We start from the raw sequence: 21,275 nt of genomic DNA on the forward strand, positions 1-21,275 counted from the left end.
ACGACGCAAGCGGGCTTTACCGCAGGGGAGGCGCCGTTTTTCGGGGGCTGAAACCGATGCGGGCCTGTCGTGGCGTGGGTTTGGCGGGGGGTAAGGTCAATAATATTTAACGATGCAGTCGGGTCTTTGCAGCGGTGCAATGATAGGTCGCTTTAAGTCACCTCGGTCCTTGTGGGGCCGAGGTGACAGGGCTTCGATCAATGCAGTATCTGCGCCAGAAACCCCTTGGCCCGCTCGGTGCGCGGCTGGTTGAAGAACACCTGCGGCGGGCTGTCCTCGATGATCTGCCCGCCCTCGAGGAACAGCACGCGCTCGGCCACCTGCCTGGCGAAGCCCATTTCATGGGTCACGCAAAGCATGGTCATGCCGGTGCCGGCCAGTTGCACGAGCACATCCAGCACCTCTGCCACCATCTCCGGGTCCAGCGCCGAAGTCGGTTCGTCGAACAGCATGATCCGCGGTTTCATGCACAGCGCCCGGGCAATCGCCACGCGCTGCTGCTGCCCGCCAGACAACTGGCTGGGGTACTTGTGCGCCTGGCTTTCGATGCCGACTTTGCTCAGGTACATGCGCGCCCGTTCCTCGGCGTCCTTGCGCGATAGCCCGCGCACGCTGGTAGGCGCCAGCAGGCAGTTGTCGAGTACGCTCATGTGCGGGAACAGGTTGAAATGCTGGAACACCATGCCGATGTCGCTGCGCACCTGCGCTGCCTCCCGGCCGGTGGACGCGAGGTCGATGCCGTCTACCTGGATGCTGCCCTGCTGGGCCACTTCGAGGCGGTTGATGCAGCGGATCAGTGTCGACTTGCCCGAGCCCGACGGCCCGCACAGCACGATGCGTTCGCCTTCGCGCACCTGCAAGTCGATGTCACGCAGCACGTGGAACGCCCCGTAGTGCTTGTTCAGGCCTTCGATGCGGATCAGCACCGGGCGCGGGTCGGGTTCGGGGGCAAGGTTGGCAAGGCTCAAGGGTGCGGTCATCTTGTTGTTCTCCCGCGTGGGTTCAGTCGAAACGGGTCGCGCTGTACGGCGCGGGGTCGGTGAAGGGGCGCTCGCCGGTGACCAGCTCGGCCAGCAGGCGGCCGCTGACCGGGCCCAGGGTGAGGCCGTGGTGGGCGTGGCCGAAGTTGAACCACAGCCCCGGGTGGCGCGGCGCCGGGCCGATCACCGGGCGCATGTCGGGCAGGCAGGGGCGGCGCCCCAGCCACGGTGTGTCATCCAGGCGTTCGCCCAGGGCCGGGAATAACTTGCGCGCCAGGGCCTCACAGCGCCCCAGCTGAATCTCATTGCCAGGCGCACTGGCGGCGTCGAACTCGATGCCGGTGGTCAGGCGCACACCGCGCGCCATCGGCGCCAGCACGTAGCCACCCTGGGTATCGCAGATCGAGTGCTCCAGCTGCGCGCCATCACGAGTGCCGTAGTGCATGTGGTAGCCACGTTTGATCGCCAGCGGGATCTGGTAGCCCAGGCCGCTGAACACGTCGGCCGACTGCGGGCCAAGGCAGGCTACCACCTCGTCGGCGATGATCGGGCCGCGGCGGCTGCCGATCTGCCATTTGTCGCCTGCCTGGCGCAGGCTGCGCGCATCGCCATGCAGGAACTCCCCGCCGCGTCGCTTGAACAGCGCGGCATAGCCACGGGTGAGGGCGCCGGGGTCGTTCACGGTCTTCGGGTCGAGCCAGTGGATGCCGCCGACCACGGTGGCGTCCAGTTGGTGCTCGCGGGCTTGCAACTGGGCGCATTCGAGAATTTCAAACTGCAGGCCATAACGGCTCAGGCCCTTGGCATCGGCCTTGGCCTGCTCGAACAACGCCGGGTCGCGGAATACCTCGATCCAGCCTTTGGCGTGCACCAGGCCCTCAAGGCCGGCAGCTGCAATCAGCGCATCGTGTTCTTCAACGCAGCGTTGCACGAGCGGCAGCATGTCGGCGGCAGCCCCCGCCAAACGCCCGGGGGCGGACTGGCGCCAGTAGCGCCACAGCCACGGTGCGGCCTTGGGCAGGTGCATCAGGCTGTAGCGCACATCGGGCTGGCGGTTCAGGCCGTAGCGCAGCAGCGCACCCAGTTGCCGTGGGAACGCATAGGGAATGACGCTGGAGCGCTCGATCAGCCCGGCGTTGCCGTGGCTGGTGCCGCTGCCCGGTTCGTCGCGGTCGATCAGGATCACCTGGCGCCCGCGGGCCTGCAAGTGCAGGGCGGTGCTGACGCCGACGATGCCGGCGCCGAGGACAAGGGTCTGGCAATGCATGGAACGTATCCTTCGGTCAGTTCAGGTGGCGGCCCAGGCGGGCTTCCAAGTGTTTCAGCAGGCGCCGCACCAGTTCGACGATCACCAGGTAGAGCACGGCAGCCCACAGGTAGATCTGGAAGTCGAAGCTGCGCGAGAAGGCCAGTTTGGTCACGCCCATGAGGTCGTAGATGGTCACCAGCGAAGCAATCGCGCTGGCCTTGATCATCAGGATCAGTTCGTTGCCCAGCGGGCCGATCGCCACCAGTAGCGACTGCGGCAAGATCACCTTGAAGAAGGTGGTCGAGCGCTTGAGGTTCAGTGCGCGTGCAGCCTCATGCTGGCCAGGGGCGACGGCCATCAGGCTGCCGCGGAAGATCTCGGCCTGGTAGGCGGCTGTGTTCAGGGTGAATGCCAGCAAGGTGCAGAACCACGCCTCGCGGAAGAACCACCACAGGCCGACGTCTTGCCAGAAGCCCTTGAGCGAGCCCAGGCCGTAGTACAGCAGGAACAGCTGGGCCAGCAGTGGCGAGCCACGGAAGAAGTACACATAGCCTGCGGCCATGCGCTGCAGCAGCAGGCTGCGCGACATGCGCGCCAGGGCCAGCAGCAGGCCGAGCACGGCGCCCAGGCTGAAGGAAATGGCCACCAGCTTGGCGGTCACCAGCAGGCCGTCGAGGAAGCGCGGGCCATAGCGCTCCAGCAAGTCGGGGTCGAGCACCAGTGCCAGCAGTTGATCAAGGCTCATGCGCGTGCTCCTTGCAGGTGGCGGTTGCTGCGCCTTTCGATGAAGGCGAACACCCGCCCGGACAGTGCCGCGAACAGCAGGTAGCCCAGGCAGGCGACGCCATAGAAGAACATCGGCTCCTTGGTCACGCTCACCGCCAGGTTGGTCTGGCGCATCAGGTCGACCAGCGAGATGGTCGATACCAGCGAGGTGTCCTTGAGCAGCGACAGCCAATTGTTTGACAAGCCGGGCAGGGCGATGCGGGTCAGTTGTGGCAGCACCACCTTGAAGAACCCGGTGCGCTTGCTCAGGCCAAGCGCCGAGCAGGCTTCCAGCTGGCCCTTGGGCAGGGTCTTGAAGGCGGCCAGCCAGATCTCGCTGGAAAACGCAGCGAACACCAGGCTGAAAGCGATCATGGCGGCGAGGAAGGTGTTGATGATGAACTCACCTTGGTAGCCCATGGCAGCGAGGATCTTCTGCGCGGCAATCTGGCAGCCGTAATAGATGATCAGCAGCGTCAGCAGCTCGGGCAGGCCGCGGAACACGGTAGAAAAGGTGGTCGCCCAGGCCCGTGGCAGGCGTTTGCGTGAGCGCGCCGCCAGCGCGACCACCAGGCCCAGGGGCAGGCCGATGGGCAGGCAGGCCAGGGCCAGGGAAACGGTAACCAGCGCACCGGCCAGCAACGCCTGGCCCCAGCCTCCGCTGGCGAAAGACAGCAAGGACAATTGATCGAGCATGACGAACCTCTTGGGCAGGTTATGCGGCCTTGTGGGGGCGGCCTTGCGTCGCGAAAGGGCTGCGCAAGGCCGCTCCTACAGGGAGTTCGCACAACTTCCTGAAGATCAGTTGTAGATATCGAAAGCGAAGTACTTGCTGGCGATCTTCTGATACGTACCGTTGGCCACGATCTGTTGCAGCGCGGTATTCAGGCGCTGGCGCAAGGCTTCGTCGTCCTTGCGCACAGCGATAGCGGCATCGGCCTTGGTGTCGGCCACGTCGCCAAGGATCTTGCAGCAATCCCCGCCGTTCTTGCTCATCCACTCGTGCAACGGGAATTTGTCGGCAATCACGCCGTCCAGGCGGCCTGCCGCCAGGTCTGCGTTGGCTTCGTCCATGGTCGGGTACAGTTTCACGTCGGCACCGGCCTTGCCATACACGTCTTCGGCGTAGATGGCCTGGGTCGACGATGACTGCGCACCGACGGTGTAGCCGACAAAGTCGGTCTGGGCGCTGTCGATCTTGCTGTCCTTGGCAACCGCCACGGTCAGTGGCGTGCGGTAGTAGTGGTCGGTGAAGGCGATCTTCTTGCGTCGCTCTTGGGTGTCGATCATCGACGCCACCACCGCATCGTACTTGCGCGCCATCAGGGCGGGGATGATGCCTTCCCAGTCCTGGGCCACCAGCGTGCATTCGACTTTCATCTGCTCGCACAGGGCGTGGGTGATGTCGATATCGAAGCCATGCAGCTTGTTATCGGCGTCTACATAGTTGAAGGGCGGGTAGGCACCCTCGGTGGCGAACCGCAGGGTTTCAGCGCTGGCGGCACCCGCCAGCAGCAGGGCGCACGCACCCACCAAGGCCATGGACTTGTTCATCTCGCACCTCATTGCACTCTTGCTATTGTTGTTTTCCCGCCGACCACGAGGTGTAGCCGACGAATGCGTTATGTAGAGCGGCAGTTGCTTCCAAGCGTTTTTCAACATCCGGTCCGAGCTTCTTGCAGACCTCGTTGACCATCAGGTGCACCCACGACAGCATCGCCGAGGTGGATTCCCAGAACAGATTGAACTCGGTGGGGATACGGAACACCTCGTCGGCGTTGGCATCGGCCCAGTCGCAAAAGGTGTCGGTCACCAGGGTGACCGCAATGCCAGCCTCGCGCGCCTTCTGGCACAGCAGCAAGGCGTGGCGCGAATAGCGGCGCGCTTCGAACACCACCAGGGCGCTGTCTTCGGCGCGGCCTAGCAGCACTTCGCCGAAGTGGCCGGCGCCAAGGTCGACCAGTTGCACGCCGTCGCGCAGGTATTGCAGCAAGTGGCTCATGCACATGGCGACGCCACGCTCGGTCTGGAAGCCGGCGACGAATACCCGCGGTTTGCTCGCCAGGCGTTGCGCCACGCTGTGCCAGGCCGGGCTCTGGCGGTACTCGTGCACGCGTACCAAGGCGGCGATTTCCAGCTCCAGGCTGCCGCCGTTGTCGCTGGCGTCCTGGCTCTGACGGTAATCCTGCAAGCGGTCACCCACCAGCCACGGGCCATCGCCCAGGTCGTTCTGCAGGTCTTGCTTAAGTGCCTTGAGATGGGCATAACCCAATGAGCGGCAGAAGCGCCCGACACTGGATTCGCTGACGCCTAGCTTGGCGGCGATGCTGGCCGACGTCTGGAACGGCAACTCGTGCAGGTTGGCGAGCATGTAGGTAGCGATCTTGCGGCCTGAGGCAGCAGCCCCTTCGAGGCTGTTTTCCAGGCGTTGCTTGATCGGTTGGCTCATGCTGCGGCTCCAGAGGGTAAGGCTTGGGAAGAAAATGAATGTTTTCTGTCATCAAGTCAACATTTGACAGATTGCTGTCACATGCAGGAAAGTTTTTGTCGTTGCAACGCTGTAGCCATTCCAAAATCAACAAGGAGCTTCAGATGTCCGCACCGTCCACCAGCACCGTCGTGCGCGTGCCTTTTACCGAGCTGCAGGATCTGTTGCAGGCCATTTTCCAGCGCCACGGCTGCAGCGACAGCGTGGCCCAGGTGCTGGCCTATAACTGCGCCAGCGCCCAGCGCGATGGCGCCCACAGCCATGGGGTGTTCCGCATGCCTGGCTATGTCTCCACGCTGAACAGTGGCTGGGTCAATGGCCAGGCCCGGCCGAAGGTGAGTGACATAGCTGCCGGCTATGTCAGCGTCGATGCCGCCGGCGGCTTTGCCCAACCGGCGCTGGCAGCGGCCCGCGGCCTCCTGGTGGCCAAGGCGCGTAATGCGGGCATTGCCGTACTGGCGATTCACAATTCGCACCACTTTGCCGCGCTGTGGCCAGATGTGGAGCCGTTTGCCGAAGAGGGCTTGGTGGCCCTGAGTGTGGTCAACAGCATGACGTGCGTGGTGCCACATGGCGCGCGCAAGCCACTGTTCGGTACCAACCCCATCGCCTTTGCGGCACCTTGTGCCGAACATGACCCGATCGTCTTCGACATGGCCACCAGCGCCATGGCACACGGCGATGTGCAGATTGCCGCGCGTGCGGGCCAGCAGTTGCCTGAGGGCATGGGCGTGGACGCCAATGGCGAGCCCACCACCGAGCCGAAGGCGATTCTCGAAGGCGGCGCCTTGCTGCCATTTGGCGAGCATAAGGGCTCGGCACTGTCGATGATGGTCGAGCTGCTGGCAGCGGCACTGACCGGCGGTAATTTCTCCTGGGAGTTCGATTGGTCCGGGCACCCGGGGGCAAAAACACCATGGACGGGGCAGTTGATCATTGTCATCGATCCGGGCAAGGCCGAAGGCGAGCGGTTTGCCCAGCGCAGTCGCGAGCTGGTCGAGCAGATGCAGGCTGCGGGGCTGACGCGGATGCCGGGCGAGCGGCGGTATCGTGAGCGTGAGGTGGCCGAGGAAGAGGGCGTGGCGGTGACCGAGCAAGAGTTGCAGGGCCTGAAAGAGTTGCTGGGCTGATCCGCTGTGGGAGCGGGCTTGCCCCGCGAACACCGGCAAGGCCGGTGCCATGCACCGCGCGCTTCCCTTCGCGGGACAAGCCCGCTCCCACAATGACCAGTGTTCTCTGCGTGACAGCGCAGCAATTTCCCAGTCATGCAATGTTGCATAGACAACCTTGCACATTAGTGGATGTTCCTGAGCCCGCACTCCGGGTATGCTCAGGGCTGACTTTTCGTACTGTCCTGATCCAAGGAGCTGCACGCTGTGTTCAAACATGTCGATGCCTATGCCGGCGACCCGATCCTCTCGTTGATGGAAACCTTCAAGGCCGACCCGCGCGCCGACAAGGTCAACCTGAGCATCGGCCTGTACTACGATGAGGCCGGCGTGGTGCCGCAGCTGGCGGCTGTGGATGCGGTGGAAAAACGCATCGCCGGCCAGGACCACGAAGCCTCCCTGTACCTGCCGATGGAAGGCCTGGCCAGCTACCGCCAGGCGATCCAGGCGCTGCTGTTCGGTGCCGATCACCCCGCCGTGACCGGCGGCCGCGTAGCCACCGTGCAGACCGTGGGCGGCTCCGGCGCTCTGAAAGTCGGTGCCGACTTCCTCAAGCGCTACTTCCCGCAGTCGGAAGTCTGGGTCAGCAACCCGACCTGGGACAACCACCGTGCCATCTTCGAGGGTGCCGGGTTCAAGGTGCACACCTACCCGTACTTCGACCAGGCCACCCGCGGTGTGGACTTCGACGGCATGCTGGCCACCCTGCAGTCCCTGCCGGCCAACAGCGTGGTGCTGCTGCACCCGTGCTGCCACAACCCCACCGGTGCCGACCTGGATCAACATCAGTGGCAGCAAGTGGTCGAAGTGGTCAAGGCGCGCCAGCTGATCCCGTTTTTGGACATCGCCTACCAAGGCTTCGCCGAAGGCCTGGTGGAGGACGCCTACGCCATCCGCGAAATGGCCCGCGCTGGCGTGCCCTGCCTGGTCAGCAACTCGTTCTCGAAAATTTTCTCGCTGTACGGCGAACGGGTTGGCGGCCTGTCGGTGGTCTGCGACGACGAGGCCACTGCCCAAAGCGTGCTTGGCCAGCTGAAGGCTACCGTGCGCCGCAACTACTCCAGCCCGCCCAACTTCGGTGCACAGCTGGTAGCTGGCGTACTCAGCGATGCCGGCCTGAATGCCCAGTGGGCCGAAGAAGTCGAAGTGATGCGCAAGCGTATCCTCGACATGCGCCAGGCGCTGGTCGATGCCTTGGCCGTGCTGCTGCCAGGCAAGGACTTCCAGTTCTTCCTGCGCCAGCGCGGCATGTTCAGCTACACCGGCTTCAGCGTCGAGCAGGTGCGCCGCCTGCGGGACGAGTTCGGTGTTTACCTGATCGACAGCGGCCGCGTGTGCATGTCCGGCCTGCGCCCGGCCAACCTGCAACGGGTTGCCGAAGCGTTCGCTGCCGTTCAGAAGTAACTCGCCAGCCACGGACCCTCCTGCGGGGCGCGGTTGGACTTTGTGGGAGCGGCCTTGTGTCGCGAAAGGGGGGCGGAGCGCCCCCACGATTGCAGCTTTGCCGCTGACATTGCTGGGGCCGCTTTGCGGCCCTTTCGCGACGCAAGGCCGCTCCCACAGGCCGCTCCCACAGGCCCCCAGGCCGCGACATTCCACCGAACGACACCAGCAATGCCTTCCACTTGTAAAGACAAGTGCAACCGCTCCTCGGAAAAGGGCTTCGCAAGTGCAACCTTTCCGTGCACAATCGCGCCCCTCTTTTCCGGTTGAGTTGGGCGAAAGGTCTATTTCGCCATTCTCAGCCTGTTGCAGTCTTGCGAGTGGAGCTTCACCCGGAATGAATGAGCAGGCCCCAAGCGTTGAACAACGCTTTGTAGAATCGACCCCCGCCACCCTCGGCAGCTGGGCGCGTCACGACACCACCTGGATGCTGGGCCTGTTCGGCACAGCCATCGGCGCCGGGACACTGTTCCTGCCGATCAACGCCGGCCTTGGCGGCTTCTGGCCGCTGCTGATCCTGGCCGTGCTGGCCTTCCCGATGACCTATTTCGCCCATCGCGGGCTGACCCGTTTCGTCCTTTCCGGGCGTGATGGCGGCGACATCACCGAAGTGGTCAAGGAGCATTTCGGCAGTCACGCCGGTGCCTCGATCACCGTACTGTACTTCTTCGCCATCTTCCCGATCCTGCTGATCTACAGCGTGGCGCTGACCAACACCGTGTCCAGCTTCATGGAACACCAGCTGCACATGCAGCCGCCACCACGGGCAATCCTGTCATTCGTGCTGATCCTCGGCCTGCTGGCCATCGTGCGCTGCGGGGAGCAGGCCACGGTCAAGGTCATGAGCCTGCTGGTCTACCCGTTCATCGTCGCCCTCGCGTTGCTGGGCCTGTACCTGGTGCCGCACTGGACCGGTGGCATTCTCGACAGCGCCACTCAGGTGCCGCCGGCCTCGGCCTTCCTGCACACCCTGTGGCTGGCCATTCCGGTGATGGTGTTTTCATTCAACCATTCGCCGATCATCTCGGCCTTTGCCGTCGACCAGAAGCGCCGTTACGGTGAACACGCCGATGAGCGCAGCGGCCAGATCCTGCGCCGCGCGCACCTGCTGATGGTGGTGATGGTGCTGTTCTTCGTGTTCAGCTGCGTGCTCACCCTGAGCAGCGCCCAGCTGGCCGAAGCCAAGGCGCAGAACCTGTCGATCCTGTCGTACCTGGCCAACCACTTCAGCAACCCGACCATCGCGTTCGCTGCGCCGCTGATCGCCTTCGTGGCCATCGCCAAGTCGTTCCTGGGCCATTACATCGGTGCCAGCGAAGGCCTGAAGGGTATTATCGCCAAGACCGGTGCGCGTCCGGGCGCCAAGGCCCTGGACCGCGTAGTTGCTGCACTGATGCTGGTGGTGTGCTGGATAGTCGCCACCCTCAACCCGAGCATCCTCGGCATGATCGAGTCGCTCGGCGGCCCGATTCTCGCGGTGCTGTTGTTCCTGATGCCGATGTATGCCATCCGCCGGGTGCCATCGATGCGCAAGTACAGCGGTGCGGCCTCCAACGTGTTCGTTGTGGTGGTGGGCCTTGTTGCGCTGACTTCGGTGATGTACGGCCTTGTAAGCTGATTCACCGTTTCATTCAAGAATGCCCGGGTCGCTTGTCGCCACCCGGGCATTTTTTTGCCTCATCAAGGTATCAGCAGCGTTGCATTGCATCGTCCTTGGTGCACGCAAGCAGCCACCCTCCGCACAGGCTGGCCATCACGAACAGCACAGCCAGGCCCGCCGGCAGCGCGCTTTCGAAGCCTGTGACCAGACTGCTCGTCAAACCGCCGCCAGCAAACAGCAGTGTCGTATGGAGCGACGCTGCCGCACCTGCCTGACGCGGATAGCGCGCCAAAGCCTGGGTCGTTGCAGCGGGGCGTACCAGGGTTGTGCCGGTGGTACAGACAATCATCGGCAGTAGAACCCCTAGCACAGATAAACCTGCCACCCATTCCCACGTCAAAAGGGTAATGCCGGCAGTACTTATAAGCAGCAGGCCTGCTTTTATTTGAGCTTGCGTGCTTACGCGACTGTTCAGGTAGGTCGCAGCCATGCCGCCAGCGATGTAGGCCAACCCATAGCCGATAAATACAATAGAAAATTGATAAGTCGTGAGCTCCAGCCTATCCATCAGCAGCAATGGCGCTATGACGATGAAGGAAAAATGGCAGGCAAAGGCGAGGCTGGACAGTATGGAGTGCGCGAGATAGTTGGTGTCTCGCAGCATCACCCGATAACTGGATATACTTGGCGCCCGGTCATGCGACGCAGGTGTGTCATGAAGCAGCACACACGATAAAAGTGAAACGATTACAGCGATTACCACGAATACCGTAAAGCTTGCCTTCCAGCCGAAAGATTGTTGAAGAAAAGCGCCTGCCAGCGGTGACAGGGAGATGAACAACCCGCTCGCGCTTGTTAACAGGATGCGCATGGCATTGCGTTGTGTACCGCTGTAGAGGTCCTGCACAAGCGCCTGGCCTAGCACGAGGCTGCCGCAACCCAGGGCCTGCACCAGACGAAAGACCATGAACGTTTCATAGCGGGTTGAAAATACGCAACCGAGCGCCCCCGCAATGGATACGCCCAATCCGGCAAGCAGCAAACGCTTGCGCCCGATGCGATCTGAAAGAGGGCCAATCACTATTTGCGCCATGGCGACACCAATAGCGAAAGCGCTCACCGAATACGCTATTTGCTTGGGGTCGACCCGAAATGTGCCTGCGAGCGCTGGGAATGATGGCAGGATCACATCTAACGGAAATACGCCTAAAAGACACATCAGAATTAGCAACACAGAATTCAAATGGCATTGTAGGGAAGCCGGATGGCGGCTCATACGACCAATCCCGCCGACTGCCGAGTTTTGAAAAGCAAAAAATAGGACCTTTTCATTTCATCTAGGTATCCCCAATTAAGTGTTGTTTTTGCCGCGCACCTGATGGTAGCGTCATCTTGAAGATGCACAAGGTGAACTTGTTAGCGAAAGTTCCGATAGGGTTGTAGGAATCTTTACTTCAAGAGTGATGGCAGGCTTGTACAGCCCTGAGCAATTAGATATCCCGCGTTGTAGCGGGCCCATATCTGGAGCTCTGGACAGGCGCTCGCCAACTGAAAAGTAACAGGGGCGTGACGGCTGATTGCGGCATGGTTTGTCCACAAAAATAGTCCGGAATTGGAACAATTTCACATCCCCCCATAGGCACCCGGCCGCCTTCATGCTTAACTCAGTGTCCTTTTCAAACCCCGCATAAGGATTTCGTCATGGCTCAAGTGACTCTCAAAGGCAACCCGGTCCAGGTCAACGGCAACCTGCCACAGGCCGGCGCCCAGGCACCGGCTTTCTCCCTGGTAGGTGAAGGCCTGGCTGACAAGTCGCTGAAAGACTACGCCGGCAAGCGCAAGGTGCTGAACATTTTCCCAAGCGTGGACACCCCGACCTGCGCCACCTCGGTGCGCAAGTTCAACGCCCAGGCCAACGAAGTGGGCAATACCGTGGTGCTGTGCATCTCGGCTGACCTGCCGTTCGCCCAGGCACGCTTCTGCGGCGCCGAAGGCCTGGAAAACGTGAAGAACCTGTCGACCCTGCGTGGCCGCGAGTTCCTCGAAAACTACGGCGTAGCCATCGCCGACGGCCCGCTGGCCGGCCTGGCCGCCCGTGCCGTGGTGGTGCTGGACGAGAACGACAAGGTGCTGCACAGCGAGCTGGTTGGCGAAATTGCCGATGAGCCGAACTACGACGCCGCGCTGGCTGTACTGAAGTAAGGGTTGTGGGGGGCAGGGCGGGCACTTGTTGCCTGTTCCGGCGTTGGCGCGGGCTTGCCTGCTTCAAGGCCGGTAAGGCCTATGGAAACCTTTAAGCCCGCCACCGCTCCAAGCAACACCCTGTAACGGCCCGGAACACGTTCCGGGCCGTTTTCATTTAAAATTCCGCATCTTGGCTACGTCAGCCAAAGGTAAACCTCTGGTAAAGGCCCTTTGCTAAAACAATGCCAGTGCTTATGGTTCATCCTCCCCAAGTCGTCATTCCGAACAAGGTTCGTTCAACCCATGCAAGCGTCCAATTCCCGTTCCCCTCGTCGCTGGCTCGTCGGCCTGCTGATCCTGCTGCTGGTGGCGGCCCTCGCCTGGTGGTTGTGGCCCGCAGCGGCGCCTGTGCATAAAGAAGCCGGTGGTGGGCGCGGTGGCAAAGGCGTGGGCATGGGCATGGGCGGCCGCCCAGGTTTTGGCGGCTCCACCGACCCGGTGCCCGTGCGCGTCGAACCGGTGAAGGTGGGTGATTTCCCGCTGTACTACAAGGCCTTGGGTACGGTCACCGCGACCAACACCGTCAACGTGCGTAGCCGTGTGGCGGGTGAGTTGGTGAAGATTCACTTCAAGGAAGGCCAACAGGTCAAGGCCGGCGACCTGCTCGCCGAAATCGACCCGCGCCCGTACCGTATTGCCCTGCAACAGGCCGAAGGCACGCTGGCGCAGAATCAGGCGCAGTTGAAGAACGCCCAGGTCGACCTGGCCCGCTATAAAGGCTTGTATGCCGAAGACAGCATCGCCAAGCAAACCCTCGATACCGCCGAAGCCCAGGTCGCGCAGTTCCTCGGCTTGGTCAAGACCAACCAGGCGCAGGTCAACGATGCTCGCCTGAACCTCGATTTCACCCAGATCCGCGCACCGATCAACGGCCGTGTAGGCCTGCGCCAGCTCGACCTGGGCAACCTGGTAGCCGCCAACGACACTACCGCGCTGGTGGTGATTACCCAGACCGAGCCAATCAGCGTCGCCTTTACCCTGCCGGAAACCGAGCTGAGCACCGTGCTCGAGCGCTACCGCAGCGGTGCCAGCCTGCCCGTCGAGGCCTGGGACCGCAGCGACAGCAAGCTGCAGTCCACGGGTGTGCTTGGCAGCATCGACAACCAGATCGACACCACTACCGGCACCTTGAAGTTCAAGGGCCGCTTCGAGAACAAGGACCTGGCCCTGTTCCCCAACCAGTTCGTCAACGTTCGCTTGCTGGCCGATACCCTCAAACAGGTGGTCCTGGCTCCGGCAGCAGCCATCCAGTTCGGCAACGACGGCACCTTCGCCTACGTGGTCAACGCCGACAATACCGTGAACGTGCGCAAGCTCAAGGTTGGCGCCAGCGATGGCGAAAACAGCGTCATCCTCGACGGCCTCAAGGCCGGCGACCGTCTGGTACTGGAAGGCACCGACCGCCTGCGTGAAGGCACCAAGGTGGAGGTGGTCGAAGACAGCTCGCAAGTGCCCACCACGCCTGGGCAGCACCTGCAGGGGCAGGATGCCAATGGCTCGGCGCAGGGCGGTGAAGCGCACCCTGGTAAAGCAGCAGGCAAGGCGGGCGCATGAACCTTTCGCGCCTGTTCATCCTGCGGCCGGTCGCCACCACGCTGAGCATGCTGGCGATCGTCCTGGCCGGCCTGATCGCCTACAAGCTGCTGCCGGTGTCGGCCTTGCCGCAGGTCGACTACCCCACCATCCGCGTCATGACCCTGTACCCCGGGGCCAGCCCGCAAGTGATGACCAGTGCCGTCACTGCGCCACTGGAGCGTCAGTTCGGCCAGATGCCGGGCCTGGAGCAAATGGCGTCGACCAGCTCCGGCGGGGCCTCGGTGCTGACCCTGCGCTTCAACCTCGACATGAACATGGATGTGGCCGAGCAACAGGTGCAGGCCGCGATCAACGCTGCCAGCAACCTGCTGCCCAGCGACCTGCCGGCACCGCCGGTGTACAACAAGGTCAACCCGGCCGATACGCCTGTGCTGACCCTGGCCATTTCCAGCAAGACCATGCCGCTGCCCAAGCTCAACGACCTGGTCGATACCCGCGTGGCGCAGAAGCTGGCGCAGATCAGTGGCGTGGGCATGGTCAGCATCGCTGGCGGCCAGCGCCAGGCCGTGCGAATCAAGGTCAATGTCGATGCCTTGGCGGCCAACGGCTTGAACCTGGATGACGTGCGCACGTTGATCGGTGCCTCCAACGTCAACCAGCCCAAGGGCAATTTCGACGGCCCGACCCGGGTGTCGATGCTCGATGCCAACGACCAGCTGCGTTCCCCCGAGGAATACGCCAACCTGATCCTGGCGTACACCAATGGTGCGCCGCTGCGCCTGAAGGATGTGGCAGAAATCGTCGATGGCGCAGAGAACGAGCGCCTGGCCGCCTGGGCCAACGAGAACCACGCCGTATTGCTGAATATCCAGCGCCAGCCGGGTGCCAACGTGATCGAAGTGGTCGACCGCATCAAGGACCTGTTGCCGTCGATTACTGACAACCTGCCGGCCGGCCTTGACGTCTCGGTACTGACCGACCGCACCCAGACCATCCGCGCCGCGGTCAAGGACGTGCAGCATGAACTGCTGATCGCGATCGTCCTGGTGGTCATGGTCACCTTCGTTTTCCTGCGTCGCTTCAGTGCCACCCTGATTCCGTCGATCGCCGTGCCGCTGTCGCTGATCGGCACCTTCGGTGTGATGTACCTGGCGGGTTTCTCGGTCAATAACCTGACCCTGATGGCGCTGACCATTGCCACCGGTTTCGTGGTGGATGACGCGATCGTCATGCTGGAGAACATCTCTCGCCATATAGAAGAAGGCGAGACGCCGATGCAGGCCGCCCTCAAGGGCGCCCGGCAGATCGGCTTCACCCTGATTTCGCTGACCTTCTCGCTGATTGCGGTACTGATCCCGCTGCTGTTCATGGCTGACGTGGTCGGCCGCCTGTTCCGCGAATTCGCCATCACCCTGGCGGTGGCCATCCTGATTTCCCTGGTGGTGTCCCTGACCCTGACGCCGATGATGTGCGCCCGGCTGCTCAAGCGCGAACCCAAGGAACAGGAGCAGGGCCGCTTCTACCGCGCCAGTGGCGCCTGGATTGACTGGCTGATCAAGCAATACGGCGGCGCCCTGCAGTGGGTGCTCAAGCACCAGCCGCTGACCCTGTTGGTCGCGGTGGCGAGCCTGGCGCTGACCGTGTTCCTGTACATGGTGGTGCCCAAGGGCTTCTTCCCGGTGCAGGACACCGGCGTGATCCAGGGGATTTCAGAAGCGCCGCAGTCCGTGTCGTTCGCCGCCATGAGCGAACGCCAGCAGGCGCTGAGCAAGGTGATCCTGCAGGACCCGGCCGTGCAGAGCCTGTCGTCCTACATCGGCGTCGACGGCGACAATGCGACCCTCAACAGCGGCCGCTTGCTGATCAACCTCAAGCCCCATGGTGAGCGCGATGTCACTGCCGGCGAGGTCATCAGCCGCTTGCAGCCACAGGTCGACAAACTGGTCGGTATCCGCCTGTTCATGCAACCGGTACAGGACCTGAGCATCGAAGACCGGGTCAGCCGCACCCAGTATCAGTTCAGCCTGTCGTCGCCCGACGCCGACCTGCTGGCGCACTGGAGCGGCAAGCTGGTACAGGCGCTGCAGCAGCGCCCGGAACTGGCCGACGTGGCCAGCGACCTGCAAGACAAGGGCCTGCAGGTTTACCTGTTGATCGACCGTGACATGGCCAGCCGCCTGGGCATCAGCGTGTCGCAGATCACCAACGCCCTGTACGACGCCTTTGGCCAGCGCCAGATCTCGACCATTTACACTCAGGCCAGTCAGTACCGGGTGGTGCTGCAGTCCAGAGATGCAGCAGTCATCGGCCCACAGGCGCTGGAGTCGATCCACGTCAAGGCCGCCGATGGCGGCCAGGTGCGCCTGTCGGCCCTGGCGCGGGTGGAACAACGCCAGGCGCAACTGGCCATTTCCCATATTGGCCAGTTCCCGGCGGTGACCATGTCCTTCAACCTGGCGCACGGTGCTTCGCTGGGCGAGGCGGTGCAGGTGATCGAGCAGGTGCAGAAGGACATCGGCATGCCGCTAGGGGTGCAAACCCGCTTCCAGGGCGCGGCAGAAGCCTTCCAGGCGTCGCTGTCGAGCACCTTGCTGCTGATCCTGGCGGCGGTGGTGACCATGTACATCGTGCTGGGGGTGCTGTACGAGAGCTACATCCACCCGGTGACCATCCTCTCGACCCTGCCCTCGGCAGCGGTGGGTGCCTTGTTGGCCTTGCTCATCAGCGGCAACGACCTGGGCATGATCGCCATTATCGGCATCATCCTGCTGATCGGTATCGTCAAGAAGAACGCGATCATGATGATCGACTTCGCCCTCGAGGCCGAACGCCATCAGGGCATGACCCCGCGCGATGCCATCTACCAGGCCGCGTTGCTGCGCTTCCGGCCCATTCTGATGACCACCCTGGCGGCGCTGTTCGGGGCCGTGCCGTTGATGCTCGCCACCGGTTCCGGCGCCGAGTTGCGTCAGCCGCTGGGCCTGGTGATGGTGGGCGGGTTGCTGGTCAGCCAGGTGCTGACGCTGTTCACCACCCCGGTCATCTACCTGTACTTCGACCGCCTGGCACGCCGCTGGCGCCCGGCCACTGACGCGAAGCAGGCCGAGGCATGAACCTGTCGGGACCCTTCATTCGTCGCCCGGTGGCGACCATGCTGTTGAGCCTGGCAATCATGTTGCTGGGCGGTGTCAGCTTCAAGCTGCTGCCGGTTGCACCGCTGCCGGAAATGGACTTCCCGGTGATTGTGGTGTCGGCCAACCTGTCCGGCGCCAGCCCCGAGGTGATGGCCTCTACCGTGGCCACGCCCCTGGAGCGCAAGCTGGGCAGTATCGCCGGGGTGACCACGCTGACCAGTAGCTCCAACCAGGGCTCGACCCGCGTGATCATCGGCTTCGAGATGGGGCGTGATATCGACGGGGCGGCGCGCGAGGTGCAGGCGGCAATCAACGCCACCCGCAACCTGCTGCCCAGTGGCATGCGCAGCATGCCCACCTACAAGAAGATCAACCCGTCGCAAGCGCCGATCATGGTGCTGTCGCTGACCTCGGACGTGCTGCAGAAAGGCCAGTTGTATGACCTGGCCGACACCATCCTGTCGCAGAGCCTGGCGCAGGTGTCTGGGGTAGGGGAGGTGCAAATCGGTGGCAGTTCGTTGCCGGCGGTGCGCATTGCCGTCGAGCCCCAGCTGCTCAACCAGTACGGCCTGTCGCTGGATGAAGTGCGCACTGCCGTGTCCAATGCCAACCAGCGCCGGCCCATGGGCTTTGTCGAGGATGCCGAGCGCAACTGGCAGGTGCGGGCCAATGACCAGCTGGAAACGGCCAGGGACTACGAGCCGGTGGTGATCCGCCAGCAGAACGGCACCATCTTGCGCTTGACCGACGTGGCAACCATCACCGATGGGGTCGAGAATCGCTACAACAGTGGCTTCTTCAACGACCAGGCTGCGGTATTGCTGGTGGTCAACCGCCAGACGGGTGCCAACATCATCGAGACGGTCGACCAGATCAAGGCGCAGCTGCCAGCCTTGCAGTCGCTGCTGCCAGCCAGTGTGCAACTGAACGTGGCCATGGACCGCTCGCCGGTGATCAAGGCAAGCCTCAAGGAAGCCGAGCATACCCTGTTGATCGCGGTGGTCCTGGTGATCCTGGTGGTCTACCTGTTCCTCGGCAGCCTGCGCGCCTCGCTGATTCCCAGCCTGGCGGTGCCGGTGTCGCTGGTGGGTACCTTCGCGGTCATGTACCTGTGTGGCTTTTCGCTCAACAACCTGTCGCTGATGGCGCTCATCCTCGCCACCGGCCTGGTGGTGGACGACGCCATCGTGGTGCTGGAGAACATCTCCCGGCATATCGAGGACGGCCAGCCGCCGATGAAGGCGGCCTTCCTCGGCGCCAGGGAAGTGGGCTTCACCTTGCTGTCGATGAACGTGTCGCTGGTGGCGGTGTTCGTCTCCATCCTGTTCATGGGTGGCATCGTGCGCAACCTGTTCCAGGAGTTCTCCATTACCCTGGCCGCGGCGATCATCGTCTCGCTGGTGGTGTCGCTGACCCTCACCCCAATGCTCTGCGCACGCTGGCTGAAGGCCCACCAGGCCGAGCAGACCCGCCTGCAGCGGTGGAGCGACAAGCTCCACCAACGCATGGTCGACGCCTATGACCGCAGCCTGGGCTGGGCGCTGCGCCACAGGCGTCTGACCCTGTTCAGCCTGCTGGCCACCATTGGCCTCAATATCGCCCTGTATGTGGTGGTACCCAAGACGCTGATGCCACAGCAGGACACCGGTCAGCTGATGGGCTTTATCCGGGGGGACGATGGCCTGTCGTTCGGCGTGATGCAGCCGAAGATGGAAATCTACCGCCGCGCCTTGCTTGCCGACCCCGCGGTGCAGAGCGTTGCCGGCTTCATCGGCGGCAACAGCGGCACCAACAATGCCATGGTGCTGGTGCGCCTGAAACCGATCAGCGAGCGCAAGCTGGACGCCCAGAAAGTGATCGAGCGCCTGCGCAAGGAAATGCCCAAGGTGCCGGGCGGGCGGCTGTTCCTGATGGCCGACCAGGACCTGCAACTGGGCGGCGGTGGCCGTGACCAGACCTCGTCGCAATACCTGTACACCCTGCAAAGTGGCGACCTGACGGCCTTGCGCGAGTGGTTCCCCAAGGTGGTTGCGGCCCTGCGCGCCCTGCCGCAATTGACCGCCATTGACGCCCGCGACGGTGCCGGCACCCAGCAGGTGACGCTGGTGGTCGACCGCGACCAGGCCAAGCGCCTGGGTATCGACATGGACATGGTCACCACCGTGCTGAACAACGCTTACAGCCAGCGGCAGATCTCCACCATCTACGACAGCCTCAACCAGTACCAGGTGGTGCTGGAGATCAACCCGAAATATGCCTGGGACCCGAGTACCCTGGAGCAAGTGCAGGTGATTACCGCCGACGGCGCGCGCGTGCCGCTGTCGACCATTGCCCACTACGAGAACAGCCTGGCCAACGATCGGGTCAGCCACGAAGGCCAGTTCGCCGCCGAGGACATCGCCTTCGACGTTGCCGAAGGCTATAGCCCCGACCAGGCCATGGCTGCTGTGGAGCGGGCAGTGGCCACCCTTGGCCTGCCCGAGGAAGTGATTGCCAAGCTGGGTGGCACCGCCGATGCCTTTGCCAAGACGCAGCAGGGCCAGCCGTTCATGATCCTGGGGGCGTTGCTGCTGGTGTACCTGGTGCTGGGCATTCTGTATGAAAGCTACATCCACCCGCTGACCATCCTCTCGACGCTGCCTTCGGCCGGCGTCGGTGCCTTGCTGGCGCTGTATGTCACCGGTGGCGAGTTCAGCCTGATCTCGTTGCTGGGGCTGTTCCTGCTGATTGGCGTGGTGAAGAAGAACGCTATCCTGATGATCGACCTGGCCCTGCAGCTTGAGCGCCACCAAGGGCTATCGCCGGAGGAGTCGATCCGCCGCGCCTGCCTGCTGCGCCTGCGGCCGATCCTGATGACCACCCTGGCGGCCATCCTTGGCGCCTTGCCGCTGCTGCTGAGCCAGGCCGAAGGCGCAGAAATGCGCCAGCCGCTGGGCCTGACCATCATCGGCGGCCTGGTCTTCAGCCAGATCCTCACCCTTTACACGACACCGGTGGTCTACTTGTACCTCGACCGCCTGCGTCACCGTTTCAACCGTTGGCGCGGCGTGCGCACCGACGCCGCCCTGGAAACCCCGCTATGACTTTTGCCCAGACCCCACTTCACCGTGCCCTGCAAGCGCTGACCCGTGGGCGTGGCTCGCGCCTGCTCGGCGCCGGGTTGTGCGTGGCCCTGCTCAGTGCCTGCACCCTGAGCCCGGACTACCACCGCCCCGAGCTGAACAGCACGGCGGCGCAGTTCAAGCACGCCGAAGGCTGGACCCAGGCTACGCCTTCCGATGCCATCGCCCGTGGCGCCTGGTGGGAAATCTATGGCGATGCCGGGCTCAATGCGCTGGTCGAGGAGCTCAACCGCAGCAACCAGACCGTGGCCCAATCGGAAGCCCAGTATCGCCAGGCGCAGGCGTTGGTACGCAGCAGCCGTGCGGCCTTGTTCCCAAGCCTTGACCTGAGCGCCAGCAAGAACCGCTCGGCGCAGGGTACCGGCAGCTCCAGCTCCAGCCTTTCCAACAACAGCAGTGGCATTCGCAATACCTACAACGCGCAGTTGGGCGTAAGTTGGGAGATCGACCTGTGGGGCAAGCTGCGGGAAACCCTGAATGCCAACGAGGCCAGTGCCGAAGCCAGTTTCGCCGACCTGGCGTCGATCCGCTTGAGCCAGCAGTCGGAACTGGTGCAGAACTACCTGCAATTGCGCGTCATCGACGAGCAGAAACGCTTGCTGGAAGCCACCGTGGCGGCCTATGAGCGCTCGTTGCGGATGAACGAAAACCAGTACCGCGCCGGTGTTGCCGGCCCGGATGCGGTGGCCCAGGCGCGTACCCAGCTGAAAAGCACCCAGGCTGACCTGATCGACCTGATCTGGCAGCGCGCGCAGTTCGAGAACGCCATTGCCGTGTTGCTGGGCAAGACCCCGGCCGACTTCGCCCTGGCCGACAGCAAGGATATTCCGGCGCTGCCGCAGATACCGGTTGCGCTGCCTTCGCAATTGCTGGAGCGGCGCCCGGACATTGCCGCTGCGGAACGTAACGTCATGGCCGCCAACGCCAACATCGGTGTCTCGCGGGCGGCGTACTTCCCGGACCTCAGCCTGAGCATGAGCGGCGGATACTCCAGCAGCAGCTTCAGCAACTGGATCGAGTTGCCCAACCGCTATTGGTCGGTAGGCCCGCAGCTGGCGCTGACGCTGTTCGACGCCGGCAAGCGCAGCGCCGAGGTGGACCGCACGGTGGCGGTGTATGACCAGACCGTGGCGCAGTACCGGCAGACCGTGCTGGACGGTTTCAAGGAAGTGGAGAACCTGCTGGTGCAGTTGAAGGTGTACGGCGATGAAGCGGTGGTGCGCCAGGAGGCACTGGACGCTGCCCGCGAGTCGTTGCGCCTGACCGAGAACCAATACCGCGCGGGCCTGATCGGCTACCTGGATGTGGTCAACGTGCAGACCACGGCGCTGAGCAACGAGCGCAGCGTGCTGAACCTGCTGCAAGGGCGGCTGGTGGCCAGCGTGCAACTGGTGGCCGCGCTGGGCGGTGGCTGGGATGCAGGGCAGGCATTTGCCGAGCAGGGCCGGTAATCTGGTCCTCGTATTGACCGTGCAGGCCGCAGCGCCGGCAAACCAGCTCCAGCCGCTCAGGCGCAGGCCTTTGCAGCGGCGCACTGGCAGTGGC

The 21,275-nt window shown here is 63.3% G+C and carries 15 protein-coding genes; 8 read left to right on the plus strand and 7 right to left on the minus strand.

Annotated elements, in window-relative coordinates:
* Positions 1-197 precede the first annotated feature (197 nt).
* The 6 genes from OO258_RS10025 to OO258_RS10050 all read right to left on the minus strand — a co-directional run bounded on the left by OO258_RS10025 (position 198) and on the right by OO258_RS10050 (position 5,443).
* A complete protein-coding gene (locus OO258_RS10025) occupies positions 198-980 on the minus strand; it encodes an amino acid ABC transporter ATP-binding protein (RefSeq protein ID WP_323054378.1) in 783 nt (260 codons plus the stop codon).
* Positions 981-1,002: 22 nt separating this feature from the next.
* Positions 1,003-2,247: an NAD(P)/FAD-dependent oxidoreductase gene (locus tag OO258_RS10030; RefSeq protein ID WP_266030156.1), complete on the minus strand. Its 1,245-nt coding sequence runs from the start codon at positions 2,245-2,247 to the stop codon at positions 1,003-1,005.
* A gap of 16 nt (positions 2,248-2,263) precedes the next feature.
* Positions 2,264-2,974, minus strand: coding sequence for an ABC transporter permease (locus OO258_RS10035; protein WP_110744146.1), 711 nt, complete (start codon positions 2,972-2,974; stop codon positions 2,264-2,266).
* Positions 2,971-3,690, minus strand: a complete 720-nt coding sequence (locus tag OO258_RS10040) for an ABC transporter permease (protein WP_266030158.1) — start codon at positions 3,688-3,690, stop codon at positions 2,971-2,973. Before OO258_RS10040 ends, OO258_RS10035 begins: the two co-directional genes overlap by 4 nt.
* A 105-nt stretch (positions 3,691-3,795) precedes the next feature.
* Positions 3,796-4,548, minus strand: a complete 753-nt coding sequence (locus OO258_RS10045; RefSeq protein WP_110744144.1) for a transporter substrate-binding domain-containing protein — start codon at positions 4,546-4,548, stop codon at positions 3,796-3,798.
* A gap of 22 nt (positions 4,549-4,570) precedes the next feature.
* Complete coding sequence (locus OO258_RS10050) at positions 4,571-5,443, minus strand: MurR/RpiR family transcriptional regulator (RefSeq protein ID WP_110744143.1); 873 nt, start codon at positions 5,441-5,443, stop codon at positions 4,571-4,573.
* 143 nt (positions 5,444-5,586) lie between these two features.
* On the opposite strand from OO258_RS10050, the gene OO258_RS10055 reads away from it, so the two are divergent.
* The 3 genes from OO258_RS10055 (at position 5,587) to OO258_RS10065 (ending at position 9,712) form a co-directional block, all read left to right on the plus strand.
* A complete protein-coding gene (locus OO258_RS10055) occupies positions 5,587-6,612 on the plus strand; it encodes an Ldh family oxidoreductase (RefSeq protein ID WP_266030159.1) in 1,026 nt (341 codons plus the stop codon).
* Between the two features lie 246 nt (positions 6,613-6,858).
* Positions 6,859-8,055, plus strand: a complete 1,197-nt coding sequence (locus OO258_RS10060) for an aromatic amino acid transaminase (protein ID WP_266030160.1) — start codon at positions 6,859-6,861, stop codon at positions 8,053-8,055.
* Positions 8,056-8,431: 376 nt separating this feature from the next.
* The gene (locus OO258_RS10065) at positions 8,432-9,712 is read left to right on the plus strand and encodes a serine/threonine transporter (RefSeq protein ID WP_266030161.1); all 1,281 of its coding nucleotides are present in this window, start codon (positions 8,432-8,434) and stop codon (positions 9,710-9,712) included.
* 70 nt (positions 9,713-9,782) lie between these two features.
* Here OO258_RS10065 and OO258_RS10070 read toward each other — a convergent pair whose 3' ends face one another.
* Positions 9,783-10,970 carry a Bcr/CflA family efflux MFS transporter gene (locus tag OO258_RS10070; protein WP_266030163.1) on the minus strand — a complete coding sequence of 396 codons (1,188 nt, stop codon included), beginning with the start codon at positions 10,968-10,970 and terminating at the stop codon, positions 9,783-9,785.
* 425 nt (positions 10,971-11,395) lie between these two features.
* Here OO258_RS10070 and tpx point away from each other — a divergent pair, with 425 nt between their 5' ends.
* The 5 genes from tpx (at position 11,396) to OO258_RS10095 (ending at position 21,181) form a co-directional block, all read left to right on the plus strand.
* Positions 11,396-11,896 (plus strand): thiol peroxidase, encoded by a 501-nt coding sequence (gene tpx / locus OO258_RS10075; RefSeq protein ID WP_266030165.1) that lies wholly within the window; start codon positions 11,396-11,398, stop codon positions 11,894-11,896.
* A gap of 285 nt (positions 11,897-12,181) precedes the next feature.
* Positions 12,182-13,492, plus strand: coding sequence for an MdtA/MuxA family multidrug efflux RND transporter periplasmic adaptor subunit (locus OO258_RS10080; protein WP_266030167.1), 1,311 nt, complete (start codon positions 12,182-12,184; stop codon positions 13,490-13,492).
* Positions 13,489-16,587 carry an MdtB/MuxB family multidrug efflux RND transporter permease subunit gene (locus tag OO258_RS10085; RefSeq protein ID WP_266030169.1) on the plus strand — a complete coding sequence of 1,033 codons (3,099 nt, stop codon included), beginning with the start codon at positions 13,489-13,491 and terminating at the stop codon, positions 16,585-16,587. Before OO258_RS10080 ends, OO258_RS10085 begins: the two co-directional genes overlap by 4 nt.
* Positions 16,584-19,691, plus strand: a complete 3,108-nt coding sequence (locus OO258_RS10090) for an efflux RND transporter permease subunit (protein ID WP_266030171.1) — start codon at positions 16,584-16,586, stop codon at positions 19,689-19,691. Before OO258_RS10085 ends, OO258_RS10090 begins: the two co-directional genes overlap by 4 nt.
* The gene (locus OO258_RS10095) at positions 19,688-21,181 is read left to right on the plus strand and encodes an efflux transporter outer membrane subunit (protein ID WP_110744134.1); all 1,494 of its coding nucleotides are present in this window, start codon (positions 19,688-19,690) and stop codon (positions 21,179-21,181) included. Before OO258_RS10090 ends, OO258_RS10095 begins: the two co-directional genes overlap by 4 nt.
* Positions 21,182-21,275: the final 94 nt, after the last annotated feature.

This window comes from Pseudomonas sp. DCB_BI, assembly GCF_026240995.1.
In the GTDB taxonomy this organism is placed as follows: Bacteria; Pseudomonadota; Gammaproteobacteria; order Pseudomonadales; family Pseudomonadaceae; genus Aquipseudomonas.